General features: G+C 47.3%; 11 protein-coding genes and 1 other RNA gene. All 12 read right to left on the bottom strand.

Translation table 11 applies throughout. From position 1 onward, the window contains the following. Positions 1-40 precede the first annotated feature (40 nt). Entirely contained in the window at positions 41-1498 is a 1458-nt protein-coding gene (murC, locus tag L3V31_RS16150) for a UDP-N-acetylmuramate--L-alanine ligase (RefSeq protein WP_237317374.1), read from the bottom strand. A gap of 23 nt (positions 1499-1521) precedes the next feature. Then, entirely contained in the window at positions 1522-2589 is a 1068-nt protein-coding gene (gene murG, locus L3V31_RS16145) for an undecaprenyldiphospho-muramoylpentapeptide beta-N-acetylglucosaminyltransferase (protein WP_237317372.1), read from the bottom strand. Further along, on the bottom strand, positions 2576-3772 hold the full coding sequence (gene ftsW / locus L3V31_RS16140; RefSeq protein WP_237317370.1) for a cell division protein FtsW: 1197 nt from the start codon (positions 3770-3772) through the stop codon (positions 2576-2578). Before ftsW ends, murG begins: the two co-directional genes overlap by 14 nt. Before the next feature lie 21 nt (positions 3773-3793). Continuing rightward, a complete protein-coding gene (gene murD, locus L3V31_RS16135) occupies positions 3794-5107 on the bottom strand; it encodes a UDP-N-acetylmuramoyl-L-alanine--D-glutamate ligase (protein ID WP_237317368.1) in 1314 nt (437 codons plus the stop codon). A 38-nt stretch (positions 5108-5145) separates the two neighbouring features. Then, entirely contained in the window at positions 5146-6228 is a 1083-nt protein-coding gene (gene mraY, locus L3V31_RS16130) for a phospho-N-acetylmuramoyl-pentapeptide-transferase (RefSeq protein WP_014230799.1), read from the bottom strand. Further along, entirely contained in the window at positions 6228-7592 is a 1365-nt protein-coding gene (gene murF, locus L3V31_RS16125) for a UDP-N-acetylmuramoyl-tripeptide--D-alanyl-D-alanine ligase (RefSeq protein ID WP_237317366.1), read from the bottom strand. Before murF ends, mraY begins: the two co-directional genes overlap by 1 nt. Continuing rightward, entirely contained in the window at positions 7589-9070 is a 1482-nt protein-coding gene (murE, locus tag L3V31_RS16120; RefSeq protein ID WP_237317364.1) for a UDP-N-acetylmuramoyl-L-alanyl-D-glutamate--2,6-diaminopimelate ligase, read from the bottom strand. The genes murF and murE overlap by 4 nt, the downstream gene beginning before the upstream one ends. Before the next feature lie 61 nt (positions 9071-9131). Then, a complete protein-coding gene (locus L3V31_RS16115) occupies positions 9132-10919 on the bottom strand; it encodes a penicillin-binding transpeptidase domain-containing protein (protein ID WP_237317362.1) in 1788 nt (595 codons plus the stop codon). After that, a complete protein-coding gene (gene ftsL / locus L3V31_RS16110) occupies positions 10916-11233 on the bottom strand; it encodes a cell division protein FtsL (RefSeq protein WP_237317359.1) in 318 nt (105 codons plus the stop codon). Before ftsL ends, L3V31_RS16115 begins: the two co-directional genes overlap by 4 nt. Before the next feature lie 5 nt (positions 11234-11238). Further along, positions 11239-12189 (bottom strand): 16S rRNA (cytosine(1402)-N(4))-methyltransferase RsmH, encoded by a 951-nt coding sequence (rsmH, locus tag L3V31_RS16105; RefSeq protein ID WP_237317358.1) that lies wholly within the window; start codon positions 12187-12189, stop codon positions 11239-11241. Between the two features lie 230 nt (positions 12190-12419). Then, positions 12420-12849, bottom strand: an RNA gene (gene rnpB / locus L3V31_RS16100) — RNase P RNA component class A. A 198-nt stretch (positions 12850-13047) separates the two neighbouring features. Next, positions 13048-13911 carry a 16S rRNA (cytidine(1402)-2'-O)-methyltransferase gene (gene rsmI / locus L3V31_RS16095; RefSeq protein WP_237317357.1) on the bottom strand — a complete coding sequence of 288 codons (864 nt, stop codon included), beginning with the start codon at positions 13909-13911 and terminating at the stop codon, positions 13048-13050. Between the last annotated feature and the right edge of the window lie 28 nt (positions 13912-13939).

Here is a 13939-nt window from a genome sequence, read left to right as displayed (position 1 = left end):
GATCTAGGTCTTTATCTTAAAGCTCAGAACGAATTCCAGCTTATCCCATCATTTTATTAACATTTAACTCAAGAGCTGCCAGTTGTTTAGCCACTTTACCAACATCGCCTGCACCTTGCGTTAAAATTAGGTCTCCGTCTTGTATAACGTTAGCCAAAACTGACGGTAAATGCTCGATTTCTGGAACAAAAATTGGGTCTAGCTTACCTCTACTGCGAATTGTGCGGCATAATGCGCGTCCATCTGCACCTGCAATAGGCTTTTCACCCGCAGAATACACATCCAACATAATCAGCACATCGACCTGCTCAAGTACATTGGCAAAATCATCATATAAATCACGGGTTCGACTGTAGCGGTGCGGTTGGAAAATCATTACCAAGCGCTTGTCTTGCCAGCCGCTACGTGCGGCATTGATCGTTACGCCAACCTCAGTTGGGTGGTGACCGTAATCATCCACCAGCATCGCATGGCCGTTACCCGTATCAAATTCACCAAGGTGATCAAAACGACGTCCCGTTCCTTGCGTGCCTGCCATTGCTTTGAGGATCGCGTCATCTTCAATGTCATCTTCCGTTGCAACTGCGATTGCGGCTGATGCGTTGAGAGCATTATGACGACCCGGGATATTCAGGGTGATATTAAGATCAGCTCGGCCTTTACGAACAACCGTAAATTTACCTTGCTGGCCTTCTTGGTGGTAATTCTCGATCCGTACATCCGCGTCTTCAGAGAAACCATAGGTAATCACCTGACGGCTAATACGCGGAATTAACTCACGAACCACAGGATCATCAATACAAACAATCGCTTGACCATAAAATGGAAGATTATGCAGAAAGTCGATGAAGGTTTGCTTCAGGGTTTCAAAATCACCACCGTAAGTATCCATATGATCGGCTTCGATGTTGGTGACAATACTCACCATTGGCTGAAGGTGAAGGAATGACGCATCGCTTTCATCCGCTTCTGCAATAAGAATGCGGCTAGAGCCAAGACGTGCGTTGGTCCCTGCACTTTTCACCAAGCCACCGTTAACAAACGTTGGATCAAGACCTGCTTCTGAATAAATTTGCGTCACAAGTGCTGTAGTTGTGGTCTTACCATGTGTACCTGCAACAGCAATGCCATGACGAAAACGCATCAGCTCAGCTAGCATCTCAGCGCGACGAACAATCGGAATACGTAGCTCACGCGCCGCCATCACTTCTGGGTTTTCTTCGTTAATAGCCGTAGAAACAACAACAACACTTGCTTGCTCAACATTGCTTGCCTGATGCCCGATAAAGATGGTTGCGCCTTTCGTGGCTAATCGTTCAGTCACCGCATTCTTTGCAAGATCAGAACCGGTAATTTGATAACCTTCGTTTAGGAGCACCTCAGCAATGCCGCTCATTCCCGCACCACCGATACCGATGAAGTGGATTGATTTCACGCGACGCATTTCTGGAACCATGGCGCGAATCTGAGCTAAGTCTTGTGTATGTTCAATAGTCATCTGTTTCTATTCTCGATAATTCATTAACGCTTTTCAGTCAAAGCGACGATGGCTTGTGCGACAGTTTTGTCGGCGTCCAGTTTAGCGGCACCACGTGCATGCTGAGCCATCTCTAGTAAAGTTTTGCGATCTAACTTTTGGATTTGCTGAGTGAGTGACTCAACTTTAAACACTGGTTGTTCAATCATTTTCGCCGCCCCGCACTCGACTAAGTGATCCGCATTGAGTGCCTGTTGACGGTCTTTATGCATAAACGGTACGAAAATAGCACCTACACCAGCGGCAGAAACTTCAGAGACCGTCAATGCGCCTGAGCGACACACCAGTAGGTCTGCCCATGAATACGCTTCCGCTACATCATCAATAAATTCGGTCACTTCGGCATTAACCACGTTGTGTTCCTGATAGGCGGCTTGCACCTCTTGTGCTGCGCCTTTACCCGCTTGATGACGAATACAGTACTCTTCACCTAAGTTAGCCATTACCTCAGGTAAAGTTTGGTTGAGAATACGAGCGCCTTGGCTCCCCCCCATCACCAAGATCCGAATCGGTCCTTGGCGGCCTTGCATACGAAGAGCTGGATCAGCCAGTTGAGTCACATCTTCGCGTACAGGATTCCCGACAACCTCAGCCTTCGGGAAAGCACCAGGAAAGGCCTGAAATACTTTTTTAGCGATCTTAGACAACCATTGGTTAGTCAAACCTGCAACGGCATTTTGTTCATGAAGTACAACTGGAATACCACTTAACCAAGCTGCAACGCCGCCGGGTCCACTCACGTAACCCCCCATGCCCAAAACTGCATCCGGCTGCCACTGCTTCATATGAGTACGTGCTTGCATAATGGCATTGATAATTTGGAATGGCGCTGCCAGAAGACGCTTAACGCCCTGACCTCGCAAGCCTTTCACTTTGATGAAGTCGATTTCAATACCATGCTTTGGTACCAAATCCGCTTCCATTCGATCCGCCGTGCCTAACCAGCGAATCTCCCAACCTTGCTCCTGCAATTGCTTAGCAACGGCAAGCCCCGGAAATACGTGACCGCCAGTACCACCAGCCATCACCATCAAACGTTTAGTTTTCTTCATGAGTTTGTTGTTCTGATTGTTGTTGCTCGCGTTTCAAGCGGCATTCGTGATCGATGCGCAGCAATATAGATACTGCAACGGACATAATAATCAGACTGGAACCACCATAACTGATTAGCGGAAGTGTCAAACCTTTGGTTGGTACAATACCTGCGGCAGCGCCTACGTTAACCAGTGTCTGGAACGCAAACCAAATACCAATACCAAATGCGAGGTAGCCGCCAAAGATTTCGCCGCTTTCAAAAGCGCGCTTACCGATATAAACGGCTTTCAGTACCAGACTAAATATCAACATCAGCACCAGTACAACACCAACAAAACCAAGCTCTTCTGCCAATACGGCGAATACAAAGTCGGTGTGCGCTTCTGGTAGGTATTCGAGTTTCTGAATAGAGTTACCAAGCCCTTGACCAAACCATTCACCACGACCAAACGCCATCAAAGATTGCGTCAACTGATAGCCACTGCCAAATGGGTCTTCCCAAGGGTCAAGAAAGGAAGTTACGCGTCGCATACGGTAAGGCTCGACCAGAATCAAACCGACCACCGCACCAATACCAGCAACCATCAGTGCGAGAAACTGGGTCAACTTTGCACCCGCAATAAACAGCATACCGAACAAAGTCACCAGCATTACCACGACCGTTCCCAAGTCTGGCTGTCCCAACAATAGTACGGCAAAAAATGCAAACACCATGATTGGCTTCATAAAGCCGCCAAAGAAGGTTTGACGTACTTCGTCTTGCTTACGCACTAAATAGCCAGACATGAAGATAAACAGGGACAGTTTTGCGACTTCCGCAGGCTGTAAGTTAAACAGCCCCAAAGGTATCCATCGAGAGGCACCATTTACAGACTTACCCGCAAGCAACACGATGATAAGCAGGGTAAAAGAGAGCCAAAGCAAATAGTGACTGCGCTTGAACCACTCTTCTAAAGGAACTTGGAGAATCACCGCTGATGTGATCAACGCAAGTACAAGAAAAGTGGCGTGACGGAACATAAAATGGAAAGGCTGTTCGGTCAGGCGTGAGCTGATAGGAAAAGAAGCCGACGTTACCATGATCAATCCCGTCAACATCAACCCCAACGCAATCCACACCAATTGGCGATCAAACAGCGCCTCTGGTGCAGGCTGCCTGAGCCAATTACTGATGTTGTGTTTAACGTTACCTAAACTCACGAAACGAGTGACCTTCAATTATTATGCGTATTTTTTAGCAAGCGCGGCGAATGCATCACCTCTTGCCATAAAGTTGTCGAATTGATCAAAGCTAGCACATGCAGGAGACAGCATCACCATATCACCCGCTTTTAACTGTGAAGATATCTGCTGAATCACATCTTCCATCGTGTTGAAACGAATCGCAGATGAATGCAATGGTAAGAACTCATCACCATCCGCGCCAAAACAACACAGCTGTAGATTAAGCGTCGCGAAAATCGGTTCTAATGGCGTGAAATCTGCGCCTTTACCAACACCACCAACCAGTAGATACAACTTACCAGTCAGCTCCAGCCCCGATAACGCCGCCATCGTGCTAGCAATATTGGTTGCCTTAGAGTCATTGACCCATTTAACACCTTGATTATCTTCAACAACCTGGCAACGGTGTGTCAGTCCGGTGTAATTTTTTAGTGTATTCAATGTGTTGTGACAATCAACACCCACAGCCTTAAGCAGTGCCAATACAACCAGTACGTTCGCTAAATTGTGCTTACCGACAAGCTTGAGTTCATCACTGGCAATCACGCGCTGGCCGTGGTCAAGTAACCAGGTTTTCTCACCATCGGTTTGTAAACCAAATGCTTGCTCATCGCCACCGAAGGTAACCACTGGCATGTCATGATCAGGCAAGGTTTCCTGATCATCTCGATTCACTACCGCAAGCTCAGCATGATTAAAAATACGCAATTTTGCTGATCGGTAATCGGCCATGCTTTCATAGCGATCCATATGATCTTCTGAAAGATTCAGAAATGCCGCCGCTTTTAACTTAAGGCTAGAAGTGGTTTCCAACTGGAAGCTAGAAAGCTCAAGCACATACAAGTCAGCTTCTTGATCAAGTAGATCGAGCGCAGGAACGCCAATATTGCCGCCAACACCAACGCTTAACCCAGCGGCTTTTGCCATTACGCCAGTTAAATCTGTTACCGTGCTTTTACCATTTGAGCCGGTAATCGCAACGACGGGCTTAGTGACGGCCCAAGCAAACAGTTCAATATCACCGACAACGGGGATCCCCTGGCTTAATACGGACTGAATTTCAGGCATCGCAAGCGCGATACCAGGGTTAGTCACCACCAAATCGGCCTCTGCAAGCCACGTGGTATTCCAGCCACCGCTGTGCAGTTCAATCTCTTCAGGAAGGCGGTCAGCCCCCGGAGGATTAGCTCGAGTATCAATGACTTTAACCACCAGCTGTGGCTGATTTTTTCTTAGGTGTTTAACGACAGAGAGCCCGGTAATACCGAGCCCTACGACGACAACACTATGTATGTTTTGCCAACGTTCCATATTTGTTCACACTGTAACTCTTGTCTGAGAAGGCGCGATTAACGCACCTTCAGTGTTGCTAGACCAATCAGAACAAGAACAATAGAAATAATCCAGAAACGCACGATAACGCGAGGCTCTGGCCAACCTTTAAGTTCATAGTGGTGATGGATAGGTGCCATGCGGAAAATACGCTGACCACGTAGTTTGTAAGAACCCACCTGAAGAATAACCGACAGGGTTTCCATCACAAAAACACCACCCATGATAACCAGTACAAATTCCTGACGAACCAATACTGCGATGGTGCCTAGCGCACCGCCCAAAGCAAGTGAGCCTACATCGCCCATGAATACTTGCGCTGGGTAAGTGTTGAACCACAAAAAGCCAAGACCAGCACCAACAATCGCCGTACACACCACCACAAGTTCAGAAGCGTGAGGAAGGTAAGGGATATGCAAGTATTCAGAGAAGTTAACGTTCCCCGTCGCCCAAGAAATAACAGCAAAGCCCGCAGCTACCAGAACCGTTGGCATAATCGCCAAGCCATCCAGACCATCAGTCAGGTTTACCGCGTTACTCGTGCCGACAATCACAAAATAAGTGAAAATAATGTACAACATCCCCATTTGAGGCATGACATCTTTAAAGAATGGCACTACAAGTTGAGTTGCAGCAGTATCTTTGCCGTAAGCGTAAAGAGCGAACGCCACCACAAATGCAATTAACGACTGCCAAAAGTATTTCCAGCGCGCGATCAAACCATCGGTATTCTTACGCACTACTTTACGGTAATCATCAACAAACCCGACAGCACCATAGCCGAGTAGCACCGCAAGTACCGCCCAAACATAAGGATTTGATAAATCAGCCCAAAGCAGAATGGTGATAGAAATCGCAGCTAAAATCATGATACCGCCCATAGTCGGCGTACCACGCTTACTAAAGTGAGATTCAGGACCTTCGTTACGTACTACCTGACCGATTTGCAGCATTTGCAATCGCTTGATCATGATAGGCCCCATCCAGAGCGACAGGCCTAGGGCAGTTAATACACTTAAAATTGCTCGAAAAGACAGGTATTCAAACAATCGGAAAAAAGAGAAGTATGGCTGTAGCAGCTCGGCAAGCCAGATAATCATTAAAAATACTCCTTCAAAGCAGCAGCGACTTCAAACATACGAGCACCGTTCGCTCCCTTAACCAACATGGTGTGGTTTTCAGAAACGGTTTGGTCTAGATGCTGCTTGATGTAGTCAATCATATCTTGATGTGTCTCAAAGTGGGTTCCGTCGCACAGGTCACTGATCACCCTTGCGTCCGCACCATACGTGAGAACGTGTTCAAATTTTTGTGGGGCAGCATGTTCCCCGACTTGACGATGAAGTGCAAGACTTTCCTCACCCAATTCCGCCATATTGCCTAAAATCAACCAACGTTGTCCCTTGAAAGCAGCCAATAAGTCCACAGCAGCTTTCATTGCGGGAACGCTGGCGTTGTAGCTGTCATCAATCAGCTTGATGGACTGACTCAGTTGCTCAACGTCTACTCGGCCTTTCACTTTATTCAAGTGCAACAGGCCAGATTGAATTTCTTCGATCCTCGCACCCATTTGTAGTGCAATGATTGCAGCCGCAATCGCATTCGCAACATTGTGTTGACCAATAATCCCCAGAGATAGTTCAATTTCTTGTCCATCTTCTGCGAGATGCAGAGTGAATCTGGCTTTACCTTCTTGATCCATTTCTATATCGGAAGCATAGAAATCTGCTTGAGTGTTACTTTGCGAAAAAGTGATCACCTTCTTATCGGCAAGAACAGATTGCCATAACGCATCACCCTGACTATCCAGATTGACAATCGCTACTCCGCCAACAGACAAGCCTTGGTAGATTTCGCCTTTCGCTTGTTTAACCCCTTCAATGGAACCAAACCCTTCAAGGTGTGCGGCAGCAACATTGTTGACCAAAGCAATATCCGGTTTCACCAATTGCGTCGTATAGGCAATTTCACCGATATGGTTTGCACCCAATTCAATGACAGCGTAATCATCGTCTGCTTGAGAACGTAGCAAGGTTAACGGCACACCAATATCATTATTGAAGTTACCAGCGGTGAACAACACCTGACCTTTCAACTGCAGAATACTCGCCACCATTTCTTTTACTGTGGTTTTACCGCAGCTCCCCGTAATGGCAACGGTAGGAGTCTGGCAAGATTGGTGAACCCAAGCTGCGATTTCACCGAGAGCGACTTTACTGTCAGCCACAACGAGTTGAGGTACATTCACATCGAGACGCTTTTGCACCAACAGAGCACCCGCTCCCGCATCAACCGCCTGCTGGCAAAAGTCATGCGCATCAAATCGTTCACCCACTAGTGCGACAAACATCGAGCCACTCTCAATGGTTCTCGTATCGGTTGAAACCGCAGCAATAGCGATATCTTCACCGACTAATTCACCATGTGTGATTTCAGCAAGTTTAGACAAGGTTACTTTAATCATGATGACAGTCCTAATAGCTGCATTGCGGATTCTCTATCCGAATAATGGATCGTTTCGCCATTACGAATTTGATAGTCTTCGTGGCCTTTACCAGCCAGCAAAATAATGTCTTGGGCTGACGCATTATTGAGGGCATAAGACAGAGCCTTGAAACGATCATGCTGAATAATCGCCTCGTTCGGTTTAGATAATCCAGCCAACATATCTTTGACGATAAGTTCAGGGCTTTCGCTACGCGGGTTGTCGTCCGTTAACACAACTTTGTCACCCAAGCGCTCTGCAATTTCTGCCATCATTGGACGTTTACCGGCATCACGATCTCCGCCACATCCGACGATCGCCCACAGCTCTCCTTCACAATGCACGCGCAGCGCTTGCAACGCTTTTTCTAAAGCATCTGGGGTGTGCGCGTAGTCAACCACGACTTTTGCTCGGTTATCAGTCTGGAACAGTTCCATTCGACCTAATACCGGTTGCAGCTGATTGGCCGTCGCCAAAAGCTCTTGTTTGTCAAAACCTAAGCTTAGCAAAGTCGCAAACGCTAACATCAAATTCGCAGCGTTGAACTCCCCAATCAAAGGCGCATATAAGGTGCCGCGACCAAACATGCCGCCAAAATCGATAGTGATACCGGATTCTGCATACGTGACGTTGCTGGCCCATAAGGCGTTTGTAAACTCATTTGTCGGCACTAAAGAGACCGCAATCGAATTTGAAAGATCTTTGGCCCAAGCTGCACCGACTTCATCATCAACGTTAATGATGGCTTTTTCACACTGATGCTGGGTAAAGAGGCTAAATTTAGCGCTTGCGTACTCTTCCATCGTGCCATGATAGTCGAGGTGATCACGGCTAAGGTTGGTAAACACCCCAGCCGAAAATGACAGGGCTTTCACTCGCCCTTGCACTAATCCATGAGAAGAGACTTCCAGCGCGGTGTATTTTGCTCCCTGCTCAGCTAATGACGCGAGCGTGTGTTGAATTTCCACGGCGTTGCCGGTGGTATTTGCAGCTGCTTGCAAATGATCTAAGAAACCATTCCCCGTCGTCCCCATCACCGCCGCTTTAGAACCGATGAGTTCAATCCACTGCGCAATCAATTGGGTGATGGTTGTCTTGCCATTGGTCCCTGTAACACCAATAAGCTCCATTGTTGGATAGCGATAAAGCTGCCCTGCCATTGCGGACAGACATTTATCCAAATCACTCAAATAAATAACCGGAACTTCATCGACCAACTCTATGGTGCCGTGCGTTTTATTCTCACACGCTTGTGCGATAACCGCATTTGCACCTTGTTGAACTGCCGACGGAATAAACTTCCTTCCATCCACTACGTGCCCAACAATCGCAACAAAGGTGATACCGGGTTGAACTCGTCGACTGTCGAGTTCCAGTTCAGAGACAAGAACGGACGCTAAACTTGGGCAATCAACCCAAGAGGACAGCAATGCGTCCATACTGATGGCTTTAGTCATATTTGTTCTCCGAGCTTTGGCTCAGGTTTACTCAATTTATTTGGCAGCAAGCTAACTTTGCTTACTGCTGGAATTTATTTTCATCTGGGGCCACATTAAGGATCTGTAGCGCACCTTTCATAATTTCAGAAAAGACTGGAGATGCCACAGAACCACCATAGTAATCATCGCCTTGAGGCTCATTGACGATCACAACGAGTGCGATTTTAGGATCACTAACGGGGGCGAGACCTGCGGTGTAAGTAATGTACTCATCACTGTAACCACCCGCAGAAGCTTTACGAGAGGTACCCGTTTTCGCCCCGATCCGATAACCCGGCACTGCCGCACGGCGAGCTGAGCCACCTTGCTGAGTTACCGTTTCTAGCATATTAAGTACCTGACGCGCATGCTCAGGGCTAACGACCTGGCGAGACATATTGTTGTCGTTACTTTTGATAATATGTATCGGCTCGTATTTACCTAGGTTACCGAGCGTCGCATACGCGTGCGCTAGCTGAATTGGTGTAATAGAAAGACCATAGCCGAAAGAAATGGTGGCTCTTTCAATTGGCGACCAACGCGAACGACTTGGGAAAATACCGGTCACTTCACCAACTAGGTTCAAGCCAGAAAGCTCACCAAAACCGACAGAGCTGTATAAGCCCAGTAGTGCCTCAACAGGCATTTGCATCGCCAGTTTAGTTACACCGACGTTACTGGATTTTTTCAGGATCATCTCCAAGCTGGCTTTACCAACAGGAGAGACATCTTTAACGCGGCTTCCACCTAATCGAAGCACACCGTTCCCTGTATCAACGATAGTGTCGGTATCTGCAATGCCATTTTCTAACGCAGCCAGAATAACAAACGGCTTAATAGTCGATCCCGGCTCCATCGAGTCGGTAATCACACGGTTACGCATTTTGTAACTCTGCCAATCACTACGATTATTCGGGTTATACGATGGCGCGTTGACCATCGCCAGTACTGCACCCGTCTTTACGTCCAGCATCACAACAGAGCCAGAGGTTGCGCGGTGGTCCGCCACTGACTGTTTAATGGCACGATAAGCAATAGCTTGTAAGCGCTGGTCGATAGTTAATTGCAGAGACTTACCTTCTTGCTTGTCCTGCCAGGCTATATTCTCTACCACCCGACCATAACGGTCTTTACGGATGGTTTTTTTACCTTCTTGGCCAGTCAGCCATTCATCATAGCTGCGCTCTACGCCTTCCAATCCGTGGCCATCGATGCCCGTGACTCCCACTAAGTGAGCACTAACCTCACCAGCCGGATAATAACGACGAGACTCAGATTTAAGTCCGACACCCGGCAGTTTCAACTCACGGATGTAATTCGCCATGGCGGGACTAACTTGACGTTGCAGATAAATAAAACGACGCTTTTCATTACTCTTGATCTTATCGATAAGACCTTGACGCTCAACGCCGAGAACGTCTGCCAGCGCATGCCAGCTTTGGGTCTGACTGAGTGCATTTTCTTTAAAGATGGTCGCCGGATCGGCCCAAACGGCTTCGACTGGTACACTGACGGCAAGAGGCTCTCCGTTTCGGTCAGAGATTATGCCTCGCGCAGAAGGAATCGACTTAACTCGAACAGAGCGAAGATCACCTTGCTTGATCAGGTTATCGGGTTCGATGATTTGAATGTACGCTACACGGCCAATAAGCAGTGCAAACGCACAGAAGACAAAAAACAGTAACAGATGGAAACGCCAACGAATCAAAAATGACTCTTCTACCTCGACTTTTGCCGCTTTTTTTTCGATTTTCTTCTCATCGACTGCAGCTTTTGCGGAAACCTTCCGCTTATTTCCTTGTTTGGTACTGGTTTTCTTTCTAATCATTTTAGTGTGATAACCACTTCTTTATCGCCGTCAGGTCGTTTCATTTCAAGCTCCTTTTTCGCTAGGTCTTGAACTCGACTATGTTCTGCCAGGGCGGTTTCTTCCAACATCAGGTTGCGCCATTCGCTGTCTAGTCGCTCTCGCTCAACCAGGGTGTGATCTTTTTCGGTGATCGCTTGACGCGCATGGTGGGTAGCAAATACCACTCCCATTGCTGATGCCAAAATAAGAAGCAACAACAGTAATGGCCAACGACCAACAGTGACTAAGTCCGTGGCAATCAACTTAGCAAGGTTAGGAGTGGTTTTCGTCATAATAATTAAAGCTTTTCAGCAATTCTTAACACTGAACTGCGTGAACGAGGGTTTATGTCAACTTCTTGTTTACTTGGTTTTATCGCTTTACCAATGGCTTTCATGTTCGCACTGCCCAGCTCTTTGATTTGTGCTTCAGTTAGTGGAATGCCATGTGGGACTTCTGGCCCTTTGCTCTCTTTGCGTATAAAGCGCTTTACCATGCGGTCTTCCAACGAGTGGAAACTGATGACCGACAAACGTCCTTCCGGAGCGAGAATACTTGCTGCACCTTTTAGCGCAGTATCGATCTCTTCTAGCTCACTGTTGATGTAAATACGGAATGCCTGAAATGCGCGCGTCGCAGGATGCTTCTTCTCTTTAAAGCTTTTTGGGGCAGCTTCTGAGATCAATTTAGCTAACTGACCTGTACGAACAAGAGGCTCATTTTCTTCATTTTCTCGGTATTCCACAATCGCGCGTGCAATACGACGGGCGTGTTTGTCTTCACCAAATTCGCGAATGACCCATGTGATGTCATCCAAATCCGCTTCCATTAGCCACTGAGATACCGGGATACCCGTGGTAGGATCCATGCGCATGTCCAGTGGACCATCTTTCATAAAGCTAAATCCACGCTCAGCATCATCAAGCTGAGGGGAAGAGACACCTAAATCCAGTAAGACGCCATCGACTTTACCAACCAGACCATAGTCTTCGGCATATTCAGCAATACCCGAGAACGGACCGTGAATAATGGTAAAACGAGGGTCATCAATCTTACCCGCTTCCGCGATAGCCTGTGGATCGCGGTCAATACTGTAAAGTCGGCCGTTTTCACCTAGCTTAGATAAAATCGTACGGCTGTGACCGCCTCGGCCAAATGTTCCATCGATATAGATACCGTCAGGTTTGATAGCCAGGCCATCAATGGATTCATTTAATAACACGGAAATATGTTGAAAGGTTTCGGTCATAGCTTTCTCGTTGAATAATCTTGAAGCGATTTTAAGGACGTGTTGTTATCTTATGCTGATTTTATCAGCGAGCATTAACATATCCTAGTGTACTGATTTCCCACATCATCGCCACCACAAGTCTAGAGTTAGGCGTGATTTAATACCAAGTTTATTGGTAATGACGTAGTCTGAGTCAATAAAATGCAAAAAACCCATCATTACTAAAAAAGTAATGATGGGTCTCGAATAGTTGGAGCCGACACATAAGCCGGGTTCTGTTCCGCTTGCGCGGCGGTAGCCATTCGTCTAGGCCAGCAATCACTCACTGGCTCGAGCAACCTACCCGCCTCCTTACGCGAGCAACGCAATGTGGAGGCCTATTTGGTCTTGCTTCAGGTGGAGTTTACCCTGCAACGAACTATTGCTAGTCGTCCGGTGCGCTCTTACCGCACCCTTTCACCCTTACCTGATCCCTTACGGGCCATCGGCGGTCTTCTCTCTGCTGCACTTGTCGTAGGCTTGCGCCCCCCAGGCGTTACCTGGCACCTTGCTCTATGAAGCCCGGACTTTCCTCCCCTTTGTCAGTCTCCCGAAGGACGTCAACGTCAGTTTCCCGAAGGACCTCAACGTCAGTCTCCCGAAGGACATCAACAAAGCAGCGACTACCCAGTCAGCTCCGGAGCGGATTGTATAGAGTTCTCACTTCAGAGTCTAGTTAGATCACAGATATGATGTAAGGAATGCATCAAATGGTGATTTTTTACTCGCACAACGCCCCACAATGACGCCAAGTCAGCACAAAAAGAAAGGGCCGATGAAAATCATCAGCCCAAATCTATTTTGCTTGATAAACCCGTTCAGGCAGAGGTCGCCTTATTAATCCAGGTTTTCTAAGCCCCATTTATACAACGCATTCTTTTTAAGGTTATGGATTTCTGCCACCAACGCCGCCGCCTTTTTAAGAGGCAACTCTTTGGTCAAAATGCCCAGTGTACGCAACGCATCGTCAGGCAGCGAATCATCCGCCGTTTCACGATGGCCATGAACAAGCAACACCATTTCACCGCGCTGTTGGTTATCATCACTTTTCACCCACTCGCTCAACTCTCCAAGTGGCATTCCTTGAATAGTTTCAAACGTTTTGGTTAGCTCTCGCGCCAAAACAACTTCTCGTTCAGGGCCAAGAACGTCTAACATATCTTGTAGAGAGTCTAAAATGCGATGCGGTGACTCATAAAAGATACAGGTGCGTTCTACCGATGCGATTTCTAAAAGCTTGTCTTTACGCCCTTTACTTTTATGCGGTAAAAACCCTTCAAAACTGAAGCGATCAGACGGCAAGCCAGAAGCACTTAACGCAGTAATAACCGCACATGCACCAGGAAGAGGCACAACTCTTACGCCCGCTTGACGACACTTTGTCACCAGGTGGTATCCTGGATCGCTGATTAAAGGCGTACCCGCGTCAGAAACCAAAGCGATGGACTGACCTGCAAGTAGCTTTTCTACCAAAACCTGTGCTTTTTGCTGTTCGTTGTGATCATGAAGCGCAAAAGTTTTGGTTTGAATATTGAAGTGAGACAGTAATTTACCCGTATGTCGGGTATCCTCAGCAGCAATGATGTCCACATTCGACAGAACTTCGATAGCACGTTGGGTGATATCTGCTAAATTTCCGATTGGAGTCGGTACGATATAGAGAGTTGGCCCCTCATTCGGCAAATTATTTTTATCTGTCATTTGTTTACCATCACTTCAACGATTAATA

The sequence above is a fragment of the Vibrio sp. J1-1 genome (genome assembly GCF_021728395.1).
Classification (GTDB): domain Bacteria; phylum Pseudomonadota; class Gammaproteobacteria; order Enterobacterales; family Vibrionaceae; genus Vibrio.
The sequence above is the reverse complement of the archived record's forward strand: the minus strand, read 5'-3'. Positions and strand labels throughout refer to the sequence as shown.

Excerpts from the sequence above, each read along its gene's own strand:
- murG (WP_237317372.1), bottom strand. The coding sequence starts at position 2,589 with ATGAAGAAAACTAAACGTTTGATGGTGATGGCTGGTGGTACTGGCGGT.
- murD (WP_237317368.1), bottom strand. The coding sequence starts at position 5,107 with ATGGAACGTTGGCAAAACATACATAGTGTTGTCGTCGTAGGGCTCGGT.
- murF (WP_237317366.1), bottom strand. The coding sequence starts at position 7,592 with ATGATTAAAGTAACCTTGTCTAAACTTGCTGAAATCACACATGGTGAA.
- rsmH (WP_237317358.1), bottom strand. The coding sequence starts at position 12,189 with ATGACCGAAACCTTTCAACATATTTCCGTGTTATTAAATGAATCCATT.
- murC (WP_237317374.1), bottom strand. The coding sequence starts at position 1,498 with ATGACTATTGAACATACACAAGACTTAGCTCAGATTCGCGCCATGGTT.
- rsmI (WP_237317357.1), bottom strand. The coding sequence starts at position 13,911 with ATGACAGATAAAAATAATTTGCCGAATGAGGGGCCAACTCTCTATATC.
- mraY (WP_014230799.1), bottom strand. The coding sequence starts at position 6,228 with ATGATTATCTGGCTTGCCGAGCTGCTACAGCCATACTTCTCTTTTTTC.
- L3V31_RS16115 (WP_237317362.1), bottom strand. The coding sequence starts at position 10,919 with ATGATTAGAAAGAAAACCAGTACCAAACAAGGAAATAAGCGGAAGGTT.
- ftsL (WP_237317359.1), bottom strand. The coding sequence starts at position 11,233 with ATGACGAAAACCACTCCTAACCTTGCTAAGTTGATTGCCACGGACTTA.
- murE (WP_237317364.1), bottom strand. The coding sequence starts at position 9,070 with ATGACTAAAGCCATCAGTATGGACGCATTGCTGTCCTCTTGGGTTGAT.